This window comes from Streptomyces sp. NBC_01006, assembly GCF_045162725.1.
GTDB lineage: Bacteria > Actinomycetota > Actinomycetes > Streptomycetales > Streptomycetaceae > Streptomyces.
Map to the genome: position 1 here is coordinate 3,100,440 of NZ_CP108700.1, position 23,982 is coordinate 3,124,421.

Sequence of the window (23,982 nt, forward strand, 5' to 3'; positions counted from 1 at the left end):
CGTACGAATGGACGGGCGGGCGGTACGCGCGGAGCGGGGCGGGCTACGCCCAGGGCGGAGGCGGCGGTCGTCGGTCCCCGGGCTGCGCGGGCTCCCCCGCACCCGCCCCGGCCGCCCGCACCACCCCCGGACCGTCCGGCCCCTCGGACCGGTCGCGCTCCCGCTCCTCGGCGTCGGCGCGCTCGTCGGCGCGCTCGTCGGCGCGCTCGTCGGCCCGCTCCTCGGCACGTTCCTCGGTCCGCTCCTCGGCGCACGCCGCCATGCGCTCCACGTCGCGCGCGGAGGCGATCACCCGGCGGTGCACCTGGCCCTTGCTGAGCCGGCCGGGGGCCCGGCCGCCGATCACCCGGGCGAGGACGAACAGCACCAGCACCAGGGCCATCAGCAGCGCGGCGCAGCCGAACCCGCGGGCGATCATGGCCTTCTCGGGGGAGACGACCAGGGTGAAGGTGGCGAGCGGCAGCGAGAGCTGCGGCCCGTCGACCGGATTGGCGTTCAGCCCGGCGGCGATGCCGGAGGTGAGCAGCACCGGGGAGGTCTCGCCGATGCCGCGGGCGGTGCCCAGGATCACGGCGGTGGTCAGACCGGAGCGCGCGGTGGGCAGCACCACCGTCCAGACGGTGCGCCACTGCCCGGCGCCGAGGGCGTACGAGGCCTCCTTGAGCGAGCCCGGGACCAGCCGGATCACCACGTCGGAGGCCCGGATGACGATCGGAAGCATCATCACGGAGAGGGCGAGGGCGGCGGCGAAGCCGGACTTGTCCTGACCGAGGAGCAGGATCCACGTGGCGTAGATGAACAGACCGGCCACGATCGAGGGCAGCGCGGTCATGGCCTCGACGATGGTGCGCACGAACCGGGCGTAGCGGCCGGGGACTTCGTTCAGGAACACCGCGCAGGCCAGCCCCAGCGGCACGGTGACCAGCAGGGCGATGGCGATCTGCTCCAGCGTGCCGACGATGGCGTGCAGGGCGCCGCCCTGGGTGAGCGGGTCCAGCGGGCCGGTGCCGGACATGTCCTCGGTGAAGAAGTTGAGGTGGGTCAGCGCCCCCCAGCCGCGCACGATCGTGTAGCCGACGACGAACAGCAGGGCGACCAGGAGCAGGCCGGCGACGCTGTGGACGAGGGCCTGGGCGAGGCGGGCGCGGACGGCGGAGCCGTTGTCGTCGAGGGAGACGAGGACCGCGTACAGGGCCATGAAGGCGAGGTAGAGGACCACGGCGAAGCCGAGCGGCGCGTCGAAGGGCAGCACCCGCCCGAAGAGCACGGCGGTCAGCCCGAGCGCGGCGGCGGCCGCGCCCACCATGGCGAGGACGTCGCGGGCGTGCAGGGTCGAGGTGTTGCGGCGGTACTCGTGGGGCGCGCCGGGGCCGTCGGCGACCACGGCGGGACGGACCGTGCGCGGGGCTTCGGCCGGGGCGACGCCTCCGGGGCTCCCGGCACCTCCGGGGCTCCCGGGGCCTGCGTTGCCGGTGTGCATCGTGGCGGTCATGCGTCGGCCCCCGCTCCGGAGCGGCTTCGGGCGACCACGGAGGACGCGATGAAGTTGACGATGAGGGTCATGGTGAAGAGGGCGAGGCCGGCGGCCATCAGGGCGGACATTCCGAACCCGCTGGCGGAGCCGTAGCGCAGGGCGATCAGGGCGGACACGGAGTTGGCGCCGTTCTGGAGGATGTGCGGCTGCACCGCGAAGACCGGGGAGATGATCAGGTAGACGGCGATGGTCTCGCCGAGGGCGCGGCCGAGGCCCAGCATCGTGCCGCCGATGATCCCGCCGCGCCCGAAGGGCAGGACGACGGAGCGGATGACTCCCCACGGGGTCGCGCCGAGCGCGAAGGCGCCCTCGCGTTCGCCGGGCGGGGCCTGGGCGAAGGCCTCCCGCATCACCGAGCAGGCGATCGGCGTGACCATCAGGGCGACGACCATGCCGGCGATGAACGTGGAGGAGGTGTAGTAGGTGTTCGGGCTGAGCGGGTCGTGCGGGTTGTCCCCGTCGACCGCGAAGAGCGGGAACCAGCCGAGGTAGGTGGTGAGCCAGCGGGACAGGCCCGTCACGCTCGGCTGGAACAGGAACAGGCCCCAGAGGCCGTAGACCACGCTGGGCACGGCGGCCATCAGGTCGACGAGGCTGATCAGGGTCTGCTTGAGGCGGCGCGGCGCGTACTCGGTGATGTAGAGCGCGGTGCCGAGGGCGAGCGGTACGGCGAAGACGATCGCGACGGCGCCGATGAGCACGGTGCCGGTGAGCACGGCCTTGATGCCGAAGTGGTGGGAGTCGGGCTCCCAGGCGGAGGTGGTGAGGAAGCCGGGGCCGGCGTCGCGCAGGGCCTCCAGGGCGCGGCCGCCGAGGAAGACGCCGACCAGGGTCATGATCAGCAGCACTCCGGCTCCGGCGGTGCGCGCGGAGCCGCGGAAGAGCCGGTCGGCCGGGTCGCCGGCCTGGGCGAGGACCCGGGGGACGCCGGCCGGGGCGGCGGGGTCCGGGGCGGCGGTCACGACGGTGGTGCTCTGGGTGCTCTGGGTGCTCCGGGTGCTCCGGGTGCTCCGGGTGCTCCGGGTGCTGTGGGTGTTCACAGGAGGCCGCCTCCGCGGACGGCGAGCCCCGGTGCGTCCCCGGCGCCGGGCAGGCGCAGGCCGCGCAGCCGCCGGGTGTAGGTGACGCGCGAGGCGACCTGTGCCTCGGCGGTGGCCGACAGGAAGAGCTGGAGGCTGTGCCGGCACTCGCGCTGGCGGCGGAAGGTGCGGACGGCGACGGCGACGCAGTGCTCGTCGAGAGCGAGCTGCCAGGTCCAGGCGCCGGTTCCGGAGGACATCACGACGAGCGGGGCAGCCTGCTCGATGTGCCCCCGGAGCTGTTCGACGGCGGCGCAGCAGGCCGTGAGGCTGCCGTGCACGTGCGGACTGCGGCCGAGTTCGTGGTTGTTGGCGCCGACGAGCCGCCAGGTCACGGCATCGGGAGAGCCATCGGAAGCGGCGCTGCCGCGGGAGCCGCCGCCGGTGCTGTCGCCGGAGCCTCTCCCCTGCACCGGTACAGGTGCCTGACGTCGCGCGACATCCACCCATGACACGAACAGAAAACGTGGTCGAGACACCGGACCGCCCCCCCTTCCCCACAGGCCGTACGTGGCCGGAAAACGGCCACCCACCCATGGCCGCGGCCATGACAATCCACGGGACGTAGAGCTCTGGGGCACACGGATCGGTGAAGCAGAAACGGAGAATGTGTGAACGCGAGAAGGGGGCGCGCGAGGGAGCGCGAAACCCGGCCGGTCCCGCCCGAGGGGGGTTCGGGCGGGACCGGAGATCAAGGGGCGCCTGGGTTGATCATGAGTGGGCTCAGGCGGCGGGCGCGTCCTGCGGGGAGACGCCGAAGGCCTTGACGGCCTGGTAGTAGGTCCACGCGGTGCTGTCGCAGGAGCCCTTCTTCACACCCGAGTACGCCGAGCAGACGCGCTTGAGGTCGGCGTAAAGGGCGTCGTCCAACCTCGCCTTGTTGGCCGGAAAGGCACCTGCGGCCTTGTAGTTGCGGTAGCCGAAGTCGTGGCGGGCGCAGGACGTCTGGAAGGGGAAACCGAAGGGGTTGTCGGGCGAGGAGGAGCAGTAGTCGGTCGACCAGTCGAACCCGTACGTGCCCCAGTTGCCCTGGTTGCCGCGCGCGGCGACCCAGGCGTTGTAGCTGGCGGCACTGGTCTGCGTCCAACTGCTCAGGACCTGCGGCTTGTCGGCCGGGACCGCCGACGCGGGGGTGGCGGCGACGAGCACACCGGCCGCGGCGGCCGATGCGAGGAGAGGAGCGAGACGACGGCGCATGGCAATCCTCCAGGACGGGGTGGGGGGCCGCCCGGAGGTACCCCCGGTACGGCGTCGGGTCCCACCCTCGGGGCACGTCCTATCGGCGCCGCTTAACGCCGCTATAACGGCGCTCGCCGGGTGCGGGTGTCGGGTTCGGAGGCGGGCAAGGAGGGCGCCTTAGCGGCCAGTTGCCGGAGTGTGCAGCTCTCAGGTAGCACGCGGTATCAGACTTCCGGCAGAGAACGGGTTCGTCCTACGGAGGGACGCGCGAGGGGGTGGGACGGCCGAGACTGGATCACATGAACCGCCGTCCCCTCGTCATCGCCGCCGCCACCCTGGGAGTCGTCGCCACCGCCGCCCTGGCGCTGCCCAACCTCCCGCCCAACCCGCTGACCGACTCCATCAACGACCGGGTCTTCGAGGAGAAGAGCAAGCACTTCGCGACCGTCGCCGACGCGCCCACCCGCGGCAACGCGGCCTTCACGCTGCCGTCCTGGGTGCCCAAGGACGCCACCGACATACGCATACGGGTGCGCACCACCGGCGAGGCGAGGCTGATCCGCTTCACGCTCGGAGCGACCCCGCTGGACGGCCCGCAGTGCACGGCGGGCACGCCGAAGGACCTGGGCGGGCGGCGGCTGAACGCCAAGTGGTGGCCGAACGGCACCCGGGCCGAGGAGCGGCCCGAATGCCGGGACGTCCACCAGTACCAGGTGGCGGTGCGCGGCAAGCGCGTCTACGCCTGGACCGACGGCACCCCCTCGCCGGGTTCTCAGCCGCAGGACAACCCCCCGGCCAAGGCCCACGCCCGCGGCTAGCAGGTGTGCGGCGGATCATGGCCGGACACCTGACGGCCCCGGATCGGCGCTCGTCTACGCTCGTCCGGTGAGTACGTACGTGAACCGACTCGGCGAGGACGTCCCGCGGATCGGCGTGTCCCCGGCGGGGACGGCCGTGGTGGTGTGGTCCCTGGACACCACGCTCGACGTGGTCGGCGGCCACCGGATCGAAGACGCGCTGCCGATCCTGGACGCGGGCGAGCGGGAGCGGGCCGGGCGGCTGCTGCGGGCCGGGGACCGGCACCGGTACCTCGCTTCCCACGTGGGGCTGCGGGTGCTGCTCGGCGGCTACCTCGGGCAGGCCCCGCAGGACGTCGTCCTGGTCCGGGAGGACTGCCCGTGCTGCGACGGCCCGCACGGACGGCCGGCGGTGGCGGGGGGCGCGGTGCAGTTCTCGCTCTCGCACAGCGACGACCTGGCGTACCTCGCGTTCGCGGCGGTGCCGGTCGGCGTGGACGTCGAGGCGGTCCCGAGCGCGGCGGCGGTGCAGGACGTACTGACCGCCCTGCATCCGGCGGAGACGGCGGAGCTCTCCGCGCTGCCCGCGGAGGAACGGCCGGGGGCGCTGGCCCGCCTGTGGTCGCGCAAGGAGGCCTACTTCAAGGGCACGGGCACCGGCCTGGCCCTGGGCCTGGCCGAGCCCTACGTCGGCTCGGGCCCCACCCCGTCGCAGGTCCCCGGCTGGCACCTCACGGATCTCCCGACCCCGCCGGCGTACGCGGCGGCCCTGGCTCTGCGCACCTGACGCACCGCCCCCGGCGGCGCCCGCCACGCCGGGGCGAAAACAAGGTCACCGCTCGCCGCGCGGCCCTATGGTGACCGCCATGGACATCCGCCCCGCCCGTACCGTCGCCGAACTCCAGGCCGCGGAGGGGCTCTTCGACGGCCCCGCCCGACTCGACTGGTCCGAGCGCTTCCTCTCCGCGCCGGGACACCTGATGCTCATCGCCTACGTGGACGACATCCCCGCCGGCATGGTCTCCGGGGTCGAGATGAGCCACCCCGACAAGGGAACGGAGATGTGCCTGTACGAGCTCTCCGTCGACGAGGGCTACCGGCGGCGCGGCATCGGCCGCGCCCTGACCGAGGCCCTCGCCGACGAGGCCAAGGCGCGCGACTGCTACGGCATGTGGGTGGGGGTCGACACCGACAACGAGGCCGCCCTGGCCACCTACGCCTCCGCCGGCTCCCGCGACGAGGGCGTCTTCGCCATGCGCGGCTGGCCCCTCTCCGGCTGACGCCTGTCTTCCGGATCACCCGGGGGACCCGTTCGGCGGCGTGTCGTGGGGCCAGTCGGCGCACCCTCCGCGCGGGCGGGGCACGGCTCGCCGAGCATCGGGCGCATGACCGCATTCACCGCGCTGCTCCCGGCCGCCGCCGCCCTGCTGGCGGCGGCCACCGCCCTGCCGCCGCACGCCGCACCCGCACCCGCCGCCGACACCGCGACCACGACCGCCCCGTACGTCGTCGTCCTCAAGGACACCACCTCCCGCGCCCCGACCCGGGCCCTGGCCGCCGAGGCCACGGGCTCCGGCGACCAGGTCGGGGAGGTCTACGAAACCGTCCTCAGCGGCTTCGCCGTCCGGACCACCGCCGCCCGCGCCAAGGCCCTGGCCGCCGACCCCCGGGTGGCCTCGGTGGAGCCGGACGCCGAGTTCCGTATCAGCGACGCGCAGAGCCCCGCGCCCTGGTCCCTGGACCGGATCGACCAGCCCGCGCTCCCGCTCGACGGCTCGTACACGTACGCCACCACCGCGCGGGGCGTCACCGCGTACGTCGTGGACACCGGGATCTACACGGGCCACCAGGAGTTCGGGGGCCGGGCCCGGACCGGCTACAACGGGGTGTTCATGGAGACCTCCAGCGACTGCAACGGCCACGGCACGCACGTCGCCGGGACCCTGGGCGGGGCGACGTACGGGGTGGCGAAGGGGGTCTCCCTCGTCGGCGTCAAGGTCGCCAACTGCAAGGGGTCCGCGTCCCTGACCTCGATCCTGGGCGGCCTGGAGTGGATGGTGAAGGACGCCGCCAAGGCCCCCGGCACCCCCGCCGTCGCCAACATGAGCATGGGCGGCACCCGCAGCTACGCCCTCGACGCGGCGGTGGCACGGGCGGTCGCCGCCGGGATCACCTTCACCGTCGCCGCCGGCAACTCCGCCGACGACGCCTGCACCGGCTCCCCCGCCGCCGCCCCCTCGGCGCTCACGATCGGCGCGGCCGACGCCGCCGACCAGTGGGCCCCGTTCTCCAGTTACGGCCGCTGCATGGACCTCGTCGCGCCGGGCGTGTCCGTCACCTCGGCCTGGAAGGGCTCGGCGACCACCCTCGCCCGCGCCTCCGGCACCTCCATGGCGGCCCCCCACGTGGCGGGCGTCGCCGCGCTGATCCTGGCGGAGGGCATCGCGGCCGGCGGTACGGCGAAGACCCCCGCCGAGGTCTCCGCCGTGCTGCTGCGGGACGCCGTACGGGACCGGCTCACCGGGGTCCCGGCCGGCACGGCCAACCTGTTCCTGAACCACCCGCCGGCCGCGGGCTAGACCGCCCCTTTCGGATCACGCCGGTCAAGCCCGCGGACCCGACCCGCGGACCTGACCGGCGGGCTTGACCGGCGTGATCCGAAACATCCCCCACGCCCGGGTCGGCACCCGGCTCAACGCCCGGGTCGGCCGCCCGTCCGCACCCCACCCATCCCACCCGCCCCGCACCCTGACGACCCGGCCTGATGGGACATCAATTTCTGTGTGCTTCGGGCGAAAGCAAGTCATTGACTTCTCATCACCGCGACGCGTCAATGTCGGCCACCGCACCGGCTCGGCCTCCCCCACACAGCGGGTGGGGGGAGGGTTCGTCTGACGAAGGAGTCGCGACCCAGTGAGTACAACGTTCCGACGAAGAATTCTGGCCGGGGCGGGCGCCCTGTCCCTCGCGCTGACGGGCGGCGTGGTGGGCCTGACCGGCACCGCCCAGGCGGCGACCGTGACCACCCCCGTCTTCGAGAACTGCGACGCCCCGGCACCGCAGCCGGACGGTTCGGGCAACCAGAACTACACGATCACCGTGCCCGACACGGCCAAGGCCGGAGACGTCGTACCGATCACGATCGACCCGGGTGCGAGCCCGCTGATCCCCGGCTTCTCCGTCACCACGGTGAACACCACCAAGATCACCCTCAAGGTGGGCACGACCACCCAGGTCGTCACCAGCCCGCCCGAGACCGTCAGCGTCGTCGCCGGCACTCCGCTCGACCCGAAGTCCTTCTCCGGAACCATCAAGATCCCGGACGGCACCGAGGGCACCGCGGTCGAGGTCAAGCTCGACCTGGCGGTCACCGACGCGGACCTCAGCGGTTCCGTCTTCACCACGACCTGCACCCCGGCGCCCCGCCCGAGCGCCACCCTCGGCTCGGTCGCCGTCGAGGCCCTGCCCAAGGACCCCGTCACCACCAAGCTGACGCCCAACAGCGGCAAGGCCGGCACGGCCGTCGTCGTGGGCGGCGCCAACTTCCCGGCCGGCCCGGTCACCTGCTCCGCCCTCCTCGCGGGCGCGGCGACCGGTGACACCGGCACCGGTACGGCGGACGCGAGCGGCGCCGCCACCTGCAACATCACGGTCACCAAGAAGGCCGACGCCATCAAGATCGACGGCTCGGTCACCCCGTACAAGTCGTTCGTGTACCTGGAGGACCAGGCGGGCGTGAAGAACCCGGTCGACATCGAGGTCCTCCCCGGCCCGCTGGCGCTCGGGCCGAAGGACGGCCAGCCGGCCGTCGCCTTCCCCTCGGTCACCATCAACGGCAAGGCCCAGTCGGTGGTCGGCGTGTTCAACGCCGCGACCGTCCAGGACTTCCGCGGCGGCACCCTCGGCTGGGACGTGACGGCGACCCGTACGCCCTTCCTGAACCAGGCGACCGGCCACTCGATGGCGAAGGCGCAGATCGGCATCCAGCCGTCCTGCACCGTGACCAACCCGGACAGCCCGAGCACCTGCACCGCGGGCACGCCCGGCGCGATCTCCGAGACTCCGATGAAGGTGGCCTCGCAGGCGGCCGGCGGGGACGAGCTGACCGGCGGTGAGTTCGCCGTCGGCGGCGCCGGGATGATCCAGCTCCCGCCGTTCATGTTCGCCGACACCTACCAGACGGTCGTCACCTTCTCGATCGCCTGACCCGGCAGGAACAGCGCACCCAGGGTGGTGCGGCGCCCCGGCGCCGCACCACCCCTTCGCCTTCCCGCCCCCACCCCCGCCTCCCCGCGCCGACTGGAGAACCGCCCATGCGCCCCCGCCCCCGCATCGCTCCGCACGGCCTGCTCCTCACCCTGTTGCTGCTGGTCGCGGGCCTGCTCCTGCCGCCGGCCACGGCGGCGGCCGCGGACAACGGCACCTGGGGGGTGTTCCCGACGCCCCCGGCCGGCGCCGCGATGACCGACCGCGCGTACTTCTTCCACCAGGGCGCCGCCGGGACCACGGTCAGCGACAGCGTGACCGTACTGAACTCCTCCGACCGGGAGCTGACCTTCCAGATCTTCGCCACCGACGCCGTGAACACCCCGGCCGGCGGCGCCTTCGCGCTCCTGCCGGTGGATCAGAAGCCCAAGGACGTGGGCGCGTGGACGGCGCTGGCGCCCGAGGCGGCGACCACGGTGACCGTCCCGCCCAAGGGCCGCAAGGACATCCCGTTCACGGTGAAGGTCCCGCAGGACGCGACGCCCGGCGACCACGTCGGCGGGATCGTCGCCCTCAACACCGCCGTGGAGGGCATCCGGCAGGAGGGCAAGGTCCAGGTCGGGGTGAAGCGGCAGGTCGGCTCGCGGCTGTACTTCCGGGTGCCGGGGCCGGTGACACCGGGACTGAGCGTGGAGGACGTGAAGGTCAGCCGGTCCGCGCCGCTGCTGCCCTGGGTCAAGAACGCCCGCGCCACGGTCTCGTACACGCTGGTCAACCGGGGCAACGTGGTCGCCGAGCCCAAGGTGGCGGTGTCCGCCGAGGGGCTGTTCGGCCGTACGGTGCTGGACCGGCCGGCCCGCGAGCTGAAGCTGGTGCTGCTGCCCGGCCAGCGGATCGAGCTGACCGAACCCTGGCCCGACGCACCGCAGTCGGACTGGGTGACCGTACGGATCTCGGCCGGGGCGACGGCCTATCCGGACCTGACCTCGGCATCCGAGGCGGAGTTCATCGCCGTGCCGTGGCCCGCCCTCGGCGCGCTGCTGGTGCTGGCGGGCGCCGCCCTCACCTTCCTGGTCCTGCGGCGCCGGCGCCGGTCCCCCGCGGAGCGGGCCGAACCCGCACCGGACTTGGCCGGGGCGCACTGACGGGCGAGAACGGAGCTCGCCCCCCGCGTGAGGGGTGCGGGGGGCGAGCCGGTCCTGCTGTCCTACCGTCCTACGCGGTCAGTGGTTGCGCGGGAAGCCCAGGTCCACGCCCGCCGGGGCCTCGGACGGGTCCGGCCAGCGGGTCGTGACGACCTTGCCGCGGGTGTAGAAGTGGATGCCGTCGTTCCCGTAGATGTGGTGGTCGCCGAAGAGCGAGTCCTTCCAGCCTCCGAAGGAGTGGTAGCCCACCGGCACCGGGATCGGCACGTTGACGCCGACCATGCCGGCCTCGATCTCCAGCTGGAAGCGGCGGGCCGCGCCACCGTCCCGGGTGAAGATCGCGGTGCCGTTGCCGAACGGCGAGGCGTTGATGAGCGCCACGCCCTCCTCGTAGGTCTCGGCGCGCAGCACGCACAGCACCGGCCCGAAGATCTCGTCGCGGTACGCGTCGGAGTCGGTCTTGACGTTGTCCAGCAGCGACAGGCCGATCCAGTGGCCCTTCTCGAACCCGCCGACCGTGTACCCCGTACCGTCCAGGACCACGTCCGCGCCTTGGTCGGCCGCGCCCTTCACGTACGAAGCGACCTTGTCGCGGTGGGCGGCCGTGATCAGCGGGCCCATCTCGGAGGCCGGGTCGTTGCCGGGGCCGATCTTGATCTTCTCGGCGCGCTCGCGGATCTTCTCCACCAGCTCGTCGCCGATCGATCCGACGGCCACGACCGCCGAGATCGCCATGCAGCGCTCGCCGGCCGAGCCGTACGCGGCCGAGACAGCCGCGTCGGCGGCCGCGTCCAGGTCGGCGTCCGGCAGCACCAGCATGTGGTTCTTGGCGCCGCCCAGCGCCTGGACGCGCTTGCCGTTCGCCGAAGCCGTGGTGTGGATGTGGCGGGCGATGGGCGTCGAGCCGACGAAGGAGACGGCCGCGATGCCCGGGTGGGCGAGCAGCGCGTCGACGGCGGCCTTGTCACCGTGGACGACGTTGAGCACACCGGCCGGCAGACCGGCCTCGGAGGCCAGCTCGGCCAGCTTGTTGGCGGCCGACGGGTCCTTCTCGCTCGGCTTGAGGATGAAGGTGTTTCCGCAGGCCACGGCCAGCGGGAACATCCACATCGGCACCATGGCCGGGAAGTTGAACGGGGTGATGCCCGCGACCACGCCCAGCGGCTGGCGGATGGCGGCCACGTCGACCCGGTTCGAGACGGAGGTCGACAGCTCGCCCTTGAGCTGCGTGGTGATCCCGCAGGCCAGCTCGACGATCTCCAGGCCGCGCGCCACCTCGCCCAGCGCGTCCGAGTGGACCTTGCCGTGCTCGGCGGTGATCAGCTCGGCGATGGCGTCGCGGTTGGCGTCCAGCAGGGCGCGGTAGGCGAAGAGCACCTTGGTGCGGGCGGCCAGCGAGGACTGGCCCCAGCTCTGGTAGGCCTCCTGGGCGACCCGTACGGCCGCGTCGACCTCGTCGGCGGACGCGAGCGCGACCTGCGTGGTGACCTCGCCGGTCGCCGGGTCGGTGACCGGGCCGTAGTTGCCCGACGCGCCCTCGACGGTCTTGCCACCGATCCAGTGGTTGACGGTCTTCATTGCCTTGCTCCTTCACAGATGGCGACGTCGCTGCGCGGCTTGCCGGTCGTACTCTTCGCGGGCCGCGGCCGCGGACTTGCGTGTCGCGGTCTCGGCCACAGGAACATCCCACCACGCCTGTGCCGGGGGCGGGCCCGACACAGTGTCGGGTGTTCGGGTCTGTGCGTAGACACATGTGGGACGGTCCGCCGCACGCGCCTCTGCGAGGGCTTTCCGCAGGTCACCGATGGTGCGGGTGCGGATCACTACCATCCCGAGGGAGGCCGCGTTGGCCGCGAGGTCCAGCGGCAACGGCGCGCCGGTGTACGAACCGTCGTCCGCCCGGAAGCGGTACGCGGTCCCGAAGCCCTCCGCGCCCACGGCCCCGGAGAGGCCGCCGATGGAGGCGTAGCCGTGGTTGTCGAGGATCACCACCTTGATCGGGACGCCCTCCTGTACGGCCGTGACCAGCTCGGTCGGATTCATCAGGTACGTCCCGTCGCCGACCAGCGCCCACACCGGGCGCCCGGGGGCGGCGAGCGCGACCCCGATCGCGGCCGGGATCTCGTAGCCCATGCAGGAGTACCCGTACTCCACGTGGTACTGGTCGGCCGAGCGGGCCCGCCACAGCTTGTGCAGGTCCCCGGGGAGGGAGCCGGCGGCGTTGATCAGGATGTCCTCGGCGCCGACGACAGCGTCGAGCAGCCCGATCACCTGTGCCTGCGTCGGGGCGGCGTCCTCGTCGGGGGCCGCGTAGGCCCGGTCGACCAGCCCCTCCCAGCCGCGTTTCTTTTCTTTGTACGCCGTCTCGTACCCGGGGTCCACGCGGTACCCGGAAACCGCGGCCCGGAGTTCTTCCAGGCCCGCTCGCGCATCGCAGACCACCGGCTGACCGGCGAGTTTGTGGGCGTCGTACGGGTCGAGGTTGAGCCCGAGGAAGCGGACGGCGGGGTTCTGGAACAGGGTCCCCGAGGCGGTGGTGAAGTCCGTCAGCCGGGTCCCGGCGGCGATGACCAGGTCGGCGCCGCGGGCCAGCCCGTCGGCGGTGGCCGTGCCGGTGTGCCCGATGCCGCCGACTTCGGCGGGGTGGTCGTACGGGAGCGCCCCCTTGCCCGCCTGCGTGCAGGCGACCGGGATCCCGGTCGCTCCGGCGAACTCCGCCAGCGCGGCCTGGGCCTCGCCGTGCCGGATCCCGCCGCCGGCGACGATCAGCGGGCGCGCGGAGCCCCGTACGGCTTCGGCGGCCCGTGCGAGCTCGTCCCGGTCGGGCCGGGGCCGGCGTACGGCCCACACGCGCTCGGCGAAGAACTCGGGCGGCCACTCGTACGCCTCGGCCTGGACGTCCTGGGGCAGTGCCAGGGTCACCGCGCCGGTCTGCACGGGGTCGGTGAGGACCCGCATCGCCTGGAGGGCAGCCGGGATCAGGGCCTCGGGCCGGGTGATCCGGTCGAAGTGGCGGGAGACGGGCCGGAGCGTGTCGTTGACGGAGACGTCGCCCGCGTAGGGCACCTCCAGCTGCTGGAGGACGGGGTCGGCGGGCCGGGTGGCGAAGGTGTCGCCGGGCAGGAGGAGTACGGGAATCCGGTTGATGGTGGCGAGGGCGGCCCCGGTGACGAGGTTGGTGGCGCCGGGCCCGATCGAGGTGGTGACGGCGTGGGCCGAGAGCCGCCCGCACTGGCGGGCGTACCCGACGGCGGCGTGCACCATGGCCTGCTCGTTGCGCCCCTGGAGGAACGGCATCACACCCGGCGTCCCACCCGGCCTCTCGCCCGGCCCGCTCTCCAGCAGGGCCTGCCCGATTCCGGCGACGTTCCCGTGCCCGAAGATCCCCCAGGTGGCGGCGATCAGCCGCTGCCTGCGCCCGTCGCGCTCGGTGTACTGGGCGGCCAGGAACCGCACGAGGGCCTGGGCCACGGTGAGCCTCATGGGGTCTCGTCCTCCGCTCGGTAGAAGGGCAGCCGGGGGTCGGCGTCCTGGACGGACCAGGTGTCCCGGATCCAGGCGTGGTCGGGGTGGTCCCGGATCAGCCATTCACGGGGCGGGCCCGGGGGCCCGGCCATGACGTTGAGGTAGTACATGTCGTGCCCGGGGGCGGCGATGGACGGCCCGTGCCAGCCGTCCGGGATGAGCACCGCGTCCCCGGTCCTCACCTCGGTGAGGATGTCGGTCTTCCCGGCGGGGGAGGGGGTGACACGCTGGTAGCCGATGCCGGGGGTGTCACCGCCGCCCGGGACGGTGTGCGGGGCGATCTCGAAGTAGTAGACCTCTTCGAGGCGGGACTCGTGGCCGGGGTGGAACTCGTCGTGCTTGTGGGGCGGGTACGAGGACCAGTTCCCGCCGGGGGTGAGCACCTCGACGGCGATGAGGCGGTCACAGTCGAAGACGCCGGCGGCGGCGAAGTTGTTGACCTGGCGCGTGCAGTGGCCGGCTCCGCGGATCTCCACGGGGACGCCCCGGGCGGGCCCGTACCGGGCGGGCAGGATCCGTTCGCACCGCGCCCCGACCAGCGCGAACCGCCCTCCGGCGGCGGACCCGATCACGGCCCGCCCGTCCCGGGGCAGGTACGCGAAGTCGCTCACCCCGCTGAACACGCTCTCGCGTCCACGCAGTTCGAACACCTCCGGCCCCGTCGGCGCTTGGGGGTGGGCAACCGGCTCCGCGCAGCGGACCACGCACGCCCCGGCCAGCGGGAGGACGATCCACTCCCGGTCCCCGCACGCGTGCGTGTACTCCTCCCCCGGCTCAAGCTCCAGCACCCGCAGCGCCGTGAACTCCATCTCGTGCGACCCGGTCACCGTCATGACTCCAGCACCTCCTCCACCTCCTTGGCGTACGGCATCGCCGCCGAGCACGCCAGCCTCGAAGCCACGATCGCCCCCGCCGCGTTGGCGAAGCGCAGCACCCGCTCCAGGTCCCATCCCGCCAGCAGCCCGTGACACAGGGCGCCCCCGAACGCGTCCCCGGCCCCCAGCCCGTTCACCACGTCCACCGGGACGGCCGCGGCCTCCACCACCGTTCCGTCCCGCCTCATCGCCAGTACCCCTTCGGGCCCCCGCTTGACCACCGCCAGCTCCACGCCGGCCGCCAGCAGCGCCCGTGCCGCGGCCCGCGGTTCGGACTCGCCGGTCGCGATCGCGCACTCCTGCACGTTGCCGACCGCCACCGTGGCGAGACCCAGCGCCTGTGCGTACGCCCCGCCCGGCTCCCCGTCCCACAGCATCGGCCTCCAGTCGAGGTCGAAGACCGTGATCCCGGACTTCGAGCGGGCCTCCAGCGCGGCGAGGGTCGCGGACCGGCTCGGCTGCGCGCTCAGGCCTGTCCCCGTCATCCAGAACACCCGCGCGGCCCGTACCGCCGCCAGGTCCAGCTCCTCCGGCTCGATCTCCAGGTCGGGGGCCTTCGGCAGCCGGTAGAAGTACAGCGGGAAATCGTCCGGCGGGAAGATCTCGCAGAACGTCAGCGGGGTCGGATACCCCGCCACCTCCCCCGCCCACCGGTCGTCCACCCCGAATCCCCGCAGCTCAGCCCGTAGATAGGCGCCGAACGGGTCGGCTCCGGTCCGGGTGATCACCGCCACCCGGCGGCCCAGCCTGGCCGCCGCGACGGCGACGTTGGTGGGCGAGCCGCCCAGGAACTTCCCGAAGGTGTCCGCTTCCGCCAGCGGTACACCCGTTTTCAGCGGGTAGAGATCCACCCCGATCCGCCCCATGGTGATCACATCGAACGCGACATCGTCCGCGGTCGTCACAGGCAGTCCTCCCACTCGTCTCGCACCCTAAGGTGGCCGTCATGACGTCCTCCCCGCCCGCGTTGACCCGTATCCGCATCGGTTCGGCTCCGGACTCCTGGGGTGTCTGGTTCCCCGACGATCCGCTCCAGACCCCGTGGGAGCGGTTCCTCGACGAGGTCGCCGACTCCGGATACGAGTGGATCGAGCTCGGCCCGTACGGTTACCTCCCCACCGACCCCGCCCGCCTCACGGAGGAGACCGCCGGACGGGGCCTGCGCGTCAGCGCGGGCACCGTCTTCACCGGACTCCATCACGGGCCCGCCGTCTGGGCGCAGACCTGGGAGCACGTGTCGCGGATCGCGGCGCTCACCCAGGCCATGGGCGCGGGCCACCTCGTCGTCATCCCGTCCTTCTGGCGCGACGACAAGACCGGCAAGGTGCTGGAGGACCGCACCCTCACCCCCGAGCAATGGCGTGAACTGACCACACAGACCGAGCGCCTGGGCCGCGAGGTGCGGGACCGGTACGGGCTGCGGATCGTCGTCCACCCGCACGCCGACACGCACATCGACACCCCCGAGAACGTGGCCCGCTTCCTGGACGCCACCGATCCGAACCTGGTCTCCCTGTGCCTGGACACCGGGCACTACGCCTACTGCGGCGGCGACAGCGTCCAGGCCATCGAGACGTTCGCCGAGCGGATCGGCTACCTCCACCTCAAGCAGGTCGACCCGCGGATCCTCGCCGAAGTCCTCGCGGAGGAGCTGCCCTTCGGGCCGGCCGTCGGCCGCGGGGTGATGTGCGAACCTCCGTCGGGGGTGCCCGCGCTGGAGCCCGTCCTCGCGGCCGCCCAGCGGCTCGGTGTGGACCTGTTCGCCATCGTGGAGCAGGACATGTACCCGTGCCCGCCCGACCGGCCGCTGCCGATCGCCCGCCGTACCCGCGCCTACCTGCGCTCCTGCGGCGCCCGCTGACTCCCCGGAGGGAACACGACATGAGCACGCTGGGCATCGCCGTCATCGGGACGGGGAAGATGGGCGCCGACCATGTCCGCCGGATCGGGCGGACGGTGGGCGGGGCCCGGGTGGTGGCCGTGGCCGATCCGGACGGGGACCGGGTGAAGGCGGTCGCGGCGGGTCTGGACGGCGCGAGCGCGCACACGGATCCGGCGGCGGCGATGGCAGCTCCCGGAGTCCAGGCCGTACTGATCGCCTCCCCGGGGCCCGCTCACGAGGAGGCGATCCTGCACGCCCTGGGGCGGGAGTTGCCGGTGCTGTGCGAGAAGCCGCTGACGCCGGATCCGGCCGGGGCGGTGCGGGTGATGGAGGCGGAGCAGCGGCTGGGCCGGCGCCTGGTGCAGGTGGGGTTCATGCGGCGGTTCGACGCCGAGTACGAACGGCTGAAGGAGCTGCTGGACGCGGGAGGGATCGGCCGGCCGCTGTTCCTGCACTGCCGGCACCGCAATGCCTCCTCGCCCTCCTTCTTCACCAGCGACATGCTGATCACCGACTCCGTCGTGCACGAGGTCGACGCGGCGCGCTGGCTGCTCGGGCAGGAGATCACGGCGGTGTCCGTGCTCTCCCCGACGCCGAGCTCGGCGGCCCCCGAGGGGCTGCGCGATCCCCGGCTGGTCCTGCTGGAGACCGCGGGCGGGGCCATCGTCGACGTGGAGATCTTCGTCAACTGCGGCTTCGGCTACGAGGTCAGGTGCGAGGCGGTCGGCGAGTCCGGCAGCGCCCAGATCGGTGAGGGCCAGGCGATGGTCGTCCGGTCCGCGGGCCGCAGCTCCGGCGAGATCGTGCAGGACTTCACCGTGCGCTTCGCCGACGCGTACGACCGCCAGCTGCGGCGCTGGGTGGCCGCGGCCGCGCAGGGCCGGGTGGCCGGACCCGACGCCTGGGACGGCTACGCGGCGGCCGCCGTCTCCGCGGCGGGGCTCGCCGCCGCGCACAGCGGCGTACGGACCCCGGTGGAGCTGGTGGAGCGCCCCGCCCTCTACCGCTGACCCTCTCCCCCTCCTCCCCGTTGTGCCGCATGTGTCACAGGCGTCGCCCTTGTGTCACGCATATCGCCATTACGCGGGTATTTCGTCACAGCCGGTCGACAAGGCCTCCCGCACCTTCACCCCCTGTCGTTTCTCCGGGCACAACCCGATTGATCGTCACTGTCCACGCGTCGGCTCCCCCGACGGCCTCCCGGCCGGCCCCGCCCCGTGGACAAGGAGGTGTCGTGGATGAGCGACCGACAGCTGTGGTCGTACAAGGAGATCGCCGCCCATATCCAGGTCCAGCCGGACACGGTGCGCTCGTACCGCAAGCACGGACTGCTCCCCGCTCCCGACCACGTGGAAGGCGGCAAGCCCTACTGGTACGCCGACACGATCCGCACCTGGGTGGCCCGCCGCCCCGGCAACCGGGGCCGCCGCGAGGACTGACCCCGGCCGGGCCCCGGCCGCCGCCGCCGGGGCCCGGTCCTGATCCCGCCCCGCCAACCCCCTAGCGGCTGCCCGCCGGTATGCGGTCCGGCTCCGGGGCCTCCCCCGGCGCCTCCCCTGCCGCCCGCGGCGCCGCCGCCGGCGCGGACTCCCCCTCGCTCAGCCCGAACCTCTCGTGCAGCCGCCGCAGCGGGCCCGGCGCCCACCAGGTGGCCCTGCCCGTCAGCTTCATGACCGCCGGTACCAGCAGGCTCCGTACGACCAGCGCGTCCATCAGCACGGCCAGCGCGATCCCTAGCCCCAGCATCTTGGTGTTGGTCACCCGGGAGCTGCCGATGGCCACCATCACCACCGCCAGGATCACGGCCGCCGCGGTGATCAGCCCGCCCGTGCGGACCAGTCCGGTGCGCACCGCCCCCTCGTGGTCCCCGGTCCGCTCGTACTCCTCCTTGATGCGGGATATGAGGAACACCCCGTAGTCCATGGAGAGTCCGAAGGCGATGCAGAACATCAGCACGGGCAGGGTGGTCTCGATGTCCCCGGTGGAGGTGAAGGAGAGCGGTCCGGAGAGGTGGCCGTCCTGGAAGACCCACACCACCGCCCCGAACATCGCCGTCAGGCTCAGTGCGTTGAGCAGGACCGCCTGGACGGGTATCAGCACGCTTCCGGTGAGCAGGAAGACCAGCAGGAGCGTGGCCAGGACCACCAGGGCCAGTGCGGCCGGCAGTTTCTCCGCTATCGCCTTCTGGGCGTCGACGAGGACGGCCGCCTGTCCGGTCACCGCGGTGTCGAACGGGGCCTCCACCTTCCGCACCTCGCCGACGAGGTCCTGGGCCCGGCGCCCCACCGGCTCGCCGTCGGTGACCACCGAGATGTACGCGTATCCCGGCCGGGATGCGGAGCTCACCGGCCCGTCCACCCGCACGCCGGGCAGGGCGGCCAGCCGGTCCCGGTAGGCGGCGAGGTCGGCGGGACCGGCCGCGCCCTCGGCCAGCACGGTCAGCCCGGCCCCGGGGCTGCCCGGGAAGCCGTCGCGGATCTGCTGCTGGACCAGGTGGGAGGCGGCCGTCTCCGGCAGCTGCCGGTCATCCACGGTGCCGAACTTCACCCCGAGGAAGGGCAGTCCGAGGAGCAGCAGCCCGGCCGTGGTGGCGATGGCGAACACCGGGGCCCGGCGCATCACCAGCGCGGTCGTCCGCGCCCAGCCCCGCCCCTCCTCGGCCCCGGCGTCCGCGGCCGGCGTCCCGGCGCCCGCCCCGGGCCGGTTGCGCCGCCACAGCCGCCGCAGGTCGAGGGAGTTGACCCGCTCCCCGAGGAGCACCAGCGCCGCCGGCAGCAGGACGAGGGCGGCGGCCGCCGCGAGCAGGACCACCGCGACCCCGGCATAGGCGAAGGAGCGCAGGAAGTACATCGGGAAGAACAGCATCGCCGAGAGCGAGACGGCCACGGTCAGCGCCGAGAACAGCACCGTGCGCCCGGCGGTGCGCAAAGTGGCACCCACGGCCGCCACCGGATCCCGCCCGGCGGCGAGCTCCTCACGGAACCTCCGCACTATGAACAGGGCGTAGTCGATGGCGAGTCCGAGGCCGAGCGCGGTGGTCAGGTTCTGGGCGAAGACGGAGACGTCGGTGAACTCGGTGAGGCCGCGCAGCACGGCATTGGTACCGAGGATGGCGACGATTCCCACGCCCAGGGGCAGCAGCGCGGCCACGGCGCTGCCGAAGACGATGACGAGCAGGACGAGGGTCACCGGCAGGGCGATCGCCTCGGCGCGCAGCAGGTCCTCCTGGATGGTGGTGGTCACCTCGCGCTGGACGGCGACCGGCCCCCCGAGGGAGACCTTCACCGGCCCGTGCCCGCCCCGGTAGCGCGGGGCGATCCGCTCCAGCACGGCGGCGCGCGTCTTCTCGTCGCCGAGCACCCGGGCCGCGATCAGGGCCTGCCGGCCGTCCTCGGAGCGCAGCGCGGGCAGATGCGTGCGCCAGTACGAGCCGACCCCGGCCACCCCCTGTTCGGAGGCGAGTTGCGCGGTCAGCCGCTCGGCCTCGGCGGCGACGGCGGGATCGTCCACCCCGGACGCCCCCGATCCGGCGGCGTCCACCAGCAGGAGCAGGTTGGGCTGGGAGCCCGGGAACTCGCGCTCCAGCACCTTGGCGGCGTAGGTGGACCGGGCATCCGGGTCCTCCCAGCCGCCGCTGCCCATCCGGTCGGCGACGCCACCGCCCGCGAGGACGGCCAGGGCCGTGACCACGAGGGCGAGCAGCAGTGAGAGCCGCGGCCGGGCCGTGACGAACCGGGTCCACCGTCCGCTCTCCCCTGACGACGGCGGTTTTTTGACTTCGGACATGACTCGGTGTCCCCTTCACCGTGATTGCCAGACAACTTAAGCTGGCAAACACGAGCAGTCGCTCGCGTTTTCCAAGAATGCGAGCGATCTCTCGTGTTTGTCAATCACCCACGGGAAGCAAGGGACGGGACATGCCCGAGAGGCCCCAGGCCGAAAATGCCGCGAAGGCCCCAAAGGCCGCCAAGAAGGCCGCCCAGAAGACGGCTGGGAAGACCGCGAAGAAGACCGCCGAAAAGACGGCCGCCCCGCGCCGCCAGGCCCGCGGCGAGCGCCGGATCGCCCAGCTCCTGGATGCCGCCGCCAGCGTGTTCTGCCGTACCGGCTACGCCGCGGCCAGCACCAACGCCATCGCCCGCGAGGCGGAGGTCTCACCGGGCACGCTCTACCAGTTCTTCCCGAACAAGGAGGCCATCGCCATCCACCTGGGCGACGAGCTGCTCCGGCGCGCCCGCGACATGCACGGCCAGGCCTTCCTCCCCGAGAACCTGGACAAGCCCCTGCCCGAACTGCTCGACGCCGTCCTCGACCCGGTCATCGCCTTCAACTGCGAGAACCCGGCCTTCTGGGCCCTCATGCACGGCTCCGGCATCCCCGGCATCACCCAGGAGCGCGAGGAGCTGCACTCCGGCCTGCTGGCCCGGGTCCAGGACATCCTGCGCACCTTCTGCCCGGACGGCTCACCCGAGGAGCTCACCCGCGTCTCCGGCATGATCCTGGGCATCTTCAAGGCGGCGCTCGACCTGATCCTGGCGAGCGAGGGTGCCGAGCGCGCCGCGTACATCGCCGAGCTGAAGATCGTGCTGCTGCGCTACGTCGAGCCGATGGTCACCACCCCCCACCTTCACTGACCCGGCCGCTCCGCATACCGGCACGTCACCCCGGCTGCCGCTTCGCACACTCGCATTGATACCCCCTAGGGGTATAGTCTTGGGGCGTTGGGAGGACGGTGGGGTGACACCACCTGGCACCGCCGCCCCCGGCGACCGGATACGCCCTTGAAGAGGAGAACGACATGACCGCCGAGACGGACACCCAGACCACCACCGTCTACCGGGTGACCGGCATGACCTGCGGCCACTGCGAGGGCGCGGTGACCAAGGAGATCTCCGCCCTGCCCGGCGTCAGCTCGGTCAAGGCCGTCGCCGCGACCGGCGAGGTCACCGTGGTCTCCGCCGCCCCGCTCGCCGAGGAGGACGTGCGCGCCGCCGTGGACGAGGCCGGGTACGAGTTCGCCGGCCAGGCCGGCTGAGCTCCCTCCTCTCCCTCCTCCGCAGTACCCCGCCGGGCCGTGCCGGCCAGCTCATACTGGTTCCGTACGACCCGGCCCTCCCCCTGGAGCCGGACATGAGCAGCAGCACAGTGCACGACGAACCCATAGCGGCGGCCGAGGCCGCCGAGGTAGAGCTGACCATCGGCGGGATGACCTGCGCCTCCTGCGCCGCCCGCATCGAGAAGAAGCTGAACCGGATGGACGGGGTCACCGCCACGGTGAACTACGCCACCGAGAAGGCCCGCGTCTCCTACGGGGGCGGCGTCCAGGTCGACGACCTGATCGCGACCGTCGTCAAGACCGGCTACACCGCCGAGGAGCCCCCGCCGCCGGAACCGGAACCGGAGGCCGCGCACCCCGAGACCGGGGCCGGCGCCTCAGCCGCAGCCGAGACCGCCCGCGACCCCGAACTGGCCGCGCTGCGCCAGCGGCTGCTGGTCTCCGCCACCCTGGCCCTCCCCGTCGTCCTGCTGTCGATGATCCCGGCCCTCCAGTTCGACAACTGGCAGTGGCTCTCGCTGACCCTGGCCGCCCCCGTGGTCGTCTGGGGCGCCCTCCCCTTCCACAGGGCCGCCTGGACCAACGCCCGGCACGGCGCCGCCACCATGGACACCCTGGTCTCGGTCGGCACGCTCGCCGCCTTCGCCTGGTCGCTGTGGGCCCTGTTCTTCGGCCACGCCGGGATGCCGGGCATGCGGCACGAGTTCGACTTCTCGATCTCCCGTACGGACGGCTCCTCCGCCATCTACCTGGAGGTCGCCGCCGGCGTCGTCAGCTTCATCCTGCTCGGCCGCTACCTGGAGGCCCGCTCCAAGCGGAAGGCCGGCGCCGCCCTCAAGGCCCTGCTGGAGCTCGGCGCGAAGGACGTCGCCGTCCTGCGCGGCGGCACCGAGGTACGGATCCCGGTGGCGCAGCTCGCGATCGGCGACCGGTTCGTCGTCCGCCCCGGCGAGAAGATCGCCACCGACGGCACGGTCGTCGAGGGCGCCTCCGCCGTGGACGCCTCGATGCTGACCGGCGAGTCCGTCCCGGTCGAGACCGGCGTGGGCGACTCCGTCACCGGCGCCACCGTCAACACCTCGGGCCGCCTCGTCGTCGAGGCCACCCGGATCGGAGCCGACACCCAGCTCGCCCGGATGGCCCGGCTCGTCGAGGATGCACAGAACGGCAAGGCCGAGGTGCAGCGCCTCGCCGACCGGATCTCCGGGGTCTTCGTACCGGTCGTACTGGTACTGGCGCTCGGCACCTGGGTCACCTGGCTGCTGATCACCGACAACCCCACGGCCGCCTTCACCGCCGCCGTGGCCGTCCTGATCATCGCCTGCCCCTGCGCCCTGGGCCTGGCCACGCCGACCGCGCTGATGGTCGGTACGGGGCGGGGCGCGCAGCTCGGCATCCTGATCAAGGGCCCCGAGGTGCTGGAGTCCACCCGCCGCGTGGACACGGTCGTGCTCGACAAGACCGGTACGGTCACCACCGGCCGGATGACCCTGACCGGCGTGCACACCGCCGAAGGCGTGGACGAGCACGAACTGCTCCGGCTCGCGGGCGCGCTGGAGCACGCTTCCGAGCACCCGATCGCCCGGGCCGTCGCGACCGGGGCGGCCGAGGCGGCGGGCGCCCTGCCGGTGCCGGAGTCCTTCGACAACCTCGCCGGACTCGGCGTCCAGGGCGTCGTCGACGGACGTGCCGTCCTGGTCGGCCGCGAGCAGCTGCTGGCCGACTGGTCGATCCCCCTGCCCGCCGGCCTCGCAGGCGCCAAGGCGGCCGCCGAGGCCGAGGGCGCCACCGCGGTCCTGGTGGCCTGGGACGGGGCGACCCGCGGGGTCCTGACCGTGGCCGACGCGGTCAAGGAGACCAGCGCCGAGGCGGTGTCGCAGCTGCGGGCGCTGGGCCTGACCCCGGTGCTGCTGACCGGTGACAACAAGGCGGTCGCCGAGACAGTGGCCCGTGCGGTCGGCATCGAAGAGGTGATCGCCGAGGTCCTCCCGCAGGACAAGGTGGACGTCGTACGCCGGCTGCAGGCGCAGGGCCGTACGGTCGCCATGGTGGGCGACGGGGTCAACGACGCGGCCGCGCTGGCCCAGGCGGACCTGGGCCTGGCCATGGGCACCGGCACCGACGCGGCGATCGAGGCGAGCGACCTGACCCTCGTACGGGGGGACCTGCGGGTGGCGGCGGACGCGATCCGGCTCTCCCGCCGGACCCTGGCCACCATCAAGGGCAACCTGTTCTGGGCCTTCGGCTACAACGTGGCGGCCTTGCCGCTGGCGGCCGCAGGCCTGCTCAACCCGATGATTGCAGGGGCCGCGATGGCGTTCTCCTCCGTTTTCGTGGTGAGCAACAGCCTCCGCTTGCGAAGCTTCCGCTAGTGGATCTTCTCCCCAGTCTGCGCACACTTCCTTCACGGGAGACGCAGATCACAGTGATTGCAACGTAACCATCCGGCACTGCAGTGGGTCTAATGGGGCGATGCCAGGAACGTCTTGGGGGACGTTCACGGGGGTCTTGGGGGACGTCCGAGGCATCAGCCGGCCGGGACACGTGCCCAACGGGGTGCTTTGAGCGGCCCTCCCGACCCGTACGGGTCCCGGCAGACACCCACTGGAGCGCACCGCGCGTGCGCTCCTCGCCGACGCCCCGGCTCGGATCCCGTGGGGGGAATCCGTTTCGGGGAAAGGAAAGCGCCCCGACCGTCGACCCG

Annotated in this window: 21 protein-coding genes; 12 read left to right on the forward strand and 9 right to left on the reverse strand. The window is 72.8% G+C overall.

Annotated elements, in window-relative coordinates; translation table 11 throughout:
- Positions 1–43: 43 nt before the first annotated feature.
- The 4 genes from pstA to OG509_RS14060 form a co-directional block, all read right to left on the reverse strand.
- Entirely contained in the window at positions 44–1,492 is a 1,449-nt protein-coding gene (gene pstA, locus OG509_RS14045; RefSeq protein ID WP_406182914.1) for a phosphate ABC transporter permease PstA, read from the reverse strand.
- Positions 1,489–2,574: a phosphate ABC transporter permease subunit PstC gene (gene pstC / locus OG509_RS14050; RefSeq protein ID WP_406182915.1), complete on the reverse strand. Its 1,086-nt coding sequence runs from the start codon at positions 2,572–2,574 to the stop codon at positions 1,489–1,491. Before pstC ends, pstA begins: the two co-directional genes overlap by 4 nt.
- Positions 2,571–2,948 carry a hypothetical protein gene (locus OG509_RS14055; RefSeq protein ID WP_406182916.1) on the reverse strand — a complete coding sequence of 126 codons (378 nt, stop codon included), beginning with the start codon at positions 2,946–2,948 and terminating at the stop codon, positions 2,571–2,573. The genes pstC and OG509_RS14055 overlap by 4 nt, the downstream gene beginning before the upstream one ends.
- A 388-nt stretch (positions 2,949–3,336) precedes the next feature.
- Positions 3,337–3,810: a phospholipase gene (locus tag OG509_RS14060; RefSeq protein ID WP_406182917.1), complete on the reverse strand. Its 474-nt coding sequence runs from the start codon at positions 3,808–3,810 to the stop codon at positions 3,337–3,339.
- Between the two features lie 281 nt (positions 3,811–4,091).
- Here OG509_RS14060 and OG509_RS14065 point away from each other — a divergent pair, with 281 nt between their 5' ends.
- The 6 genes from OG509_RS14065 (at position 4,092) to OG509_RS14090 (ending at position 9,940) form a co-directional block, all read left to right on the forward strand.
- The gene (locus tag OG509_RS14065; RefSeq protein ID WP_406182918.1) at positions 4,092–4,610 is read left to right on the forward strand and encodes a hypothetical protein; all 519 of its coding nucleotides are present in this window, start codon (positions 4,092–4,094) and stop codon (positions 4,608–4,610) included.
- 67 nt (positions 4,611–4,677) lie between these two features.
- Complete coding sequence (locus OG509_RS14070; protein ID WP_406182919.1) at positions 4,678–5,376, forward strand: 4'-phosphopantetheinyl transferase family protein; 699 nt, start codon at positions 4,678–4,680, stop codon at positions 5,374–5,376.
- A 79-nt stretch (positions 5,377–5,455) separates the two neighbouring features.
- A complete protein-coding gene (locus tag OG509_RS14075) occupies positions 5,456–5,869 on the forward strand; it encodes a GNAT family N-acetyltransferase (RefSeq protein WP_406182920.1) in 414 nt (137 codons plus the stop codon).
- 105 nt (positions 5,870–5,974) lie between these two features.
- Positions 5,975–7,168, forward strand: a complete 1,194-nt coding sequence (locus OG509_RS14080) for a S8 family peptidase (RefSeq protein WP_406182921.1) — start codon at positions 5,975–5,977, stop codon at positions 7,166–7,168.
- A 334-nt stretch (positions 7,169–7,502) separates the two neighbouring features.
- Complete coding sequence (locus OG509_RS14085) at positions 7,503–8,795, forward strand: hypothetical protein (protein WP_406182922.1); 1,293 nt, start codon at positions 7,503–7,505, stop codon at positions 8,793–8,795.
- 107 nt (positions 8,796–8,902) lie between these two features.
- Complete coding sequence (locus OG509_RS14090) at positions 8,903–9,940, forward strand: WxL protein peptidoglycan domain-containing protein (RefSeq protein WP_406182923.1); 1,038 nt, start codon at positions 8,903–8,905, stop codon at positions 9,938–9,940.
- A 78-nt stretch (positions 9,941–10,018) separates the two neighbouring features.
- Here OG509_RS14090 and OG509_RS14095 read toward each other — a convergent pair whose 3' ends face one another.
- The 4 genes from OG509_RS14095 to iolC are packed head-to-tail and all read right to left on the reverse strand — an operon-like array spanning position 10,019 to position 15,206.
- Positions 10,019–11,518 carry a CoA-acylating methylmalonate-semialdehyde dehydrogenase gene (locus OG509_RS14095; protein ID WP_406182924.1) on the reverse strand — a complete coding sequence of 500 codons (1,500 nt, stop codon included), beginning with the start codon at positions 11,516–11,518 and terminating at the stop codon, positions 10,019–10,021.
- 12 nt (positions 11,519–11,530) lie between these two features.
- The gene (gene iolD, locus OG509_RS14100; protein ID WP_406182925.1) at positions 11,531–13,423 is read right to left on the reverse strand and encodes a 3D-(3,5/4)-trihydroxycyclohexane-1,2-dione acylhydrolase (decyclizing); all 1,893 of its coding nucleotides are present in this window, start codon (positions 13,421–13,423) and stop codon (positions 11,531–11,533) included.
- Entirely contained in the window at positions 13,420–14,298 is an 879-nt protein-coding gene (iolB, locus tag OG509_RS14105; protein ID WP_406182926.1) for a 5-deoxy-glucuronate isomerase, read from the reverse strand. The genes iolD and iolB overlap by 4 nt, the downstream gene beginning before the upstream one ends.
- Positions 14,295–15,206 carry a 5-dehydro-2-deoxygluconokinase gene (iolC, locus tag OG509_RS14110; RefSeq protein WP_406187573.1) on the reverse strand — a complete coding sequence of 304 codons (912 nt, stop codon included), beginning with the start codon at positions 15,204–15,206 and terminating at the stop codon, positions 14,295–14,297. The genes iolB and iolC overlap by 4 nt, the downstream gene beginning before the upstream one ends.
- Positions 15,207–15,286: 80 nt before the next feature.
- On the opposite strand from iolC, the gene OG509_RS14115 reads away from it, so the two are divergent.
- The 3 genes from OG509_RS14115 (at position 15,287) to OG509_RS14125 (ending at position 17,661) form a co-directional block, all read left to right on the forward strand.
- Complete coding sequence (locus OG509_RS14115) at positions 15,287–16,201, forward strand: sugar phosphate isomerase/epimerase family protein (protein ID WP_406182927.1); 915 nt, start codon at positions 15,287–15,289, stop codon at positions 16,199–16,201.
- A gap of 20 nt (positions 16,202–16,221) precedes the next feature.
- Positions 16,222–17,232, forward strand: a complete 1,011-nt coding sequence (locus OG509_RS14120) for a Gfo/Idh/MocA family protein (RefSeq protein WP_406182928.1) — start codon at positions 16,222–16,224, stop codon at positions 17,230–17,232.
- 228 nt (positions 17,233–17,460) lie between these two features.
- Positions 17,461–17,661, forward strand: a complete 201-nt coding sequence (locus tag OG509_RS14125; RefSeq protein WP_406182929.1) for a helix-turn-helix transcriptional regulator — start codon at positions 17,461–17,463, stop codon at positions 17,659–17,661.
- Between the two features lie 61 nt (positions 17,662–17,722).
- Here OG509_RS14125 and OG509_RS14130 read toward each other — a convergent pair whose 3' ends face one another.
- Positions 17,723–20,008 (reverse strand): MMPL family transporter, encoded by a 2,286-nt coding sequence (locus OG509_RS14130; RefSeq protein WP_406182930.1) that lies wholly within the window; start codon positions 20,006–20,008, stop codon positions 17,723–17,725.
- Positions 20,009–20,139: 131 nt separating this feature from the next.
- Between OG509_RS14130 and OG509_RS14135 the strand changes: the two genes are divergently transcribed.
- The 3 genes from OG509_RS14135 to OG509_RS14145 all read left to right on the forward strand — a co-directional run bounded on the left by OG509_RS14135 (position 20,140) and on the right by OG509_RS14145 (position 23,650).
- Positions 20,140–20,856, forward strand: a complete 717-nt coding sequence (locus OG509_RS14135; protein ID WP_406182931.1) for a TetR family transcriptional regulator — start codon at positions 20,140–20,142, stop codon at positions 20,854–20,856.
- A gap of 164 nt (positions 20,857–21,020) precedes the next feature.
- Positions 21,021–21,257: a heavy-metal-associated domain-containing protein gene (locus OG509_RS14140; RefSeq protein WP_406182932.1), complete on the forward strand. Its 237-nt coding sequence runs from the start codon at positions 21,021–21,023 to the stop codon at positions 21,255–21,257.
- 95 nt (positions 21,258–21,352) lie between these two features.
- On the forward strand, positions 21,353–23,650 hold the full coding sequence (locus OG509_RS14145; protein WP_406182933.1) for a heavy metal translocating P-type ATPase: 2,298 nt from the start codon (positions 21,353–21,355) through the stop codon (positions 23,648–23,650).
- Positions 23,651–23,982 lie beyond the last annotated feature (332 nt).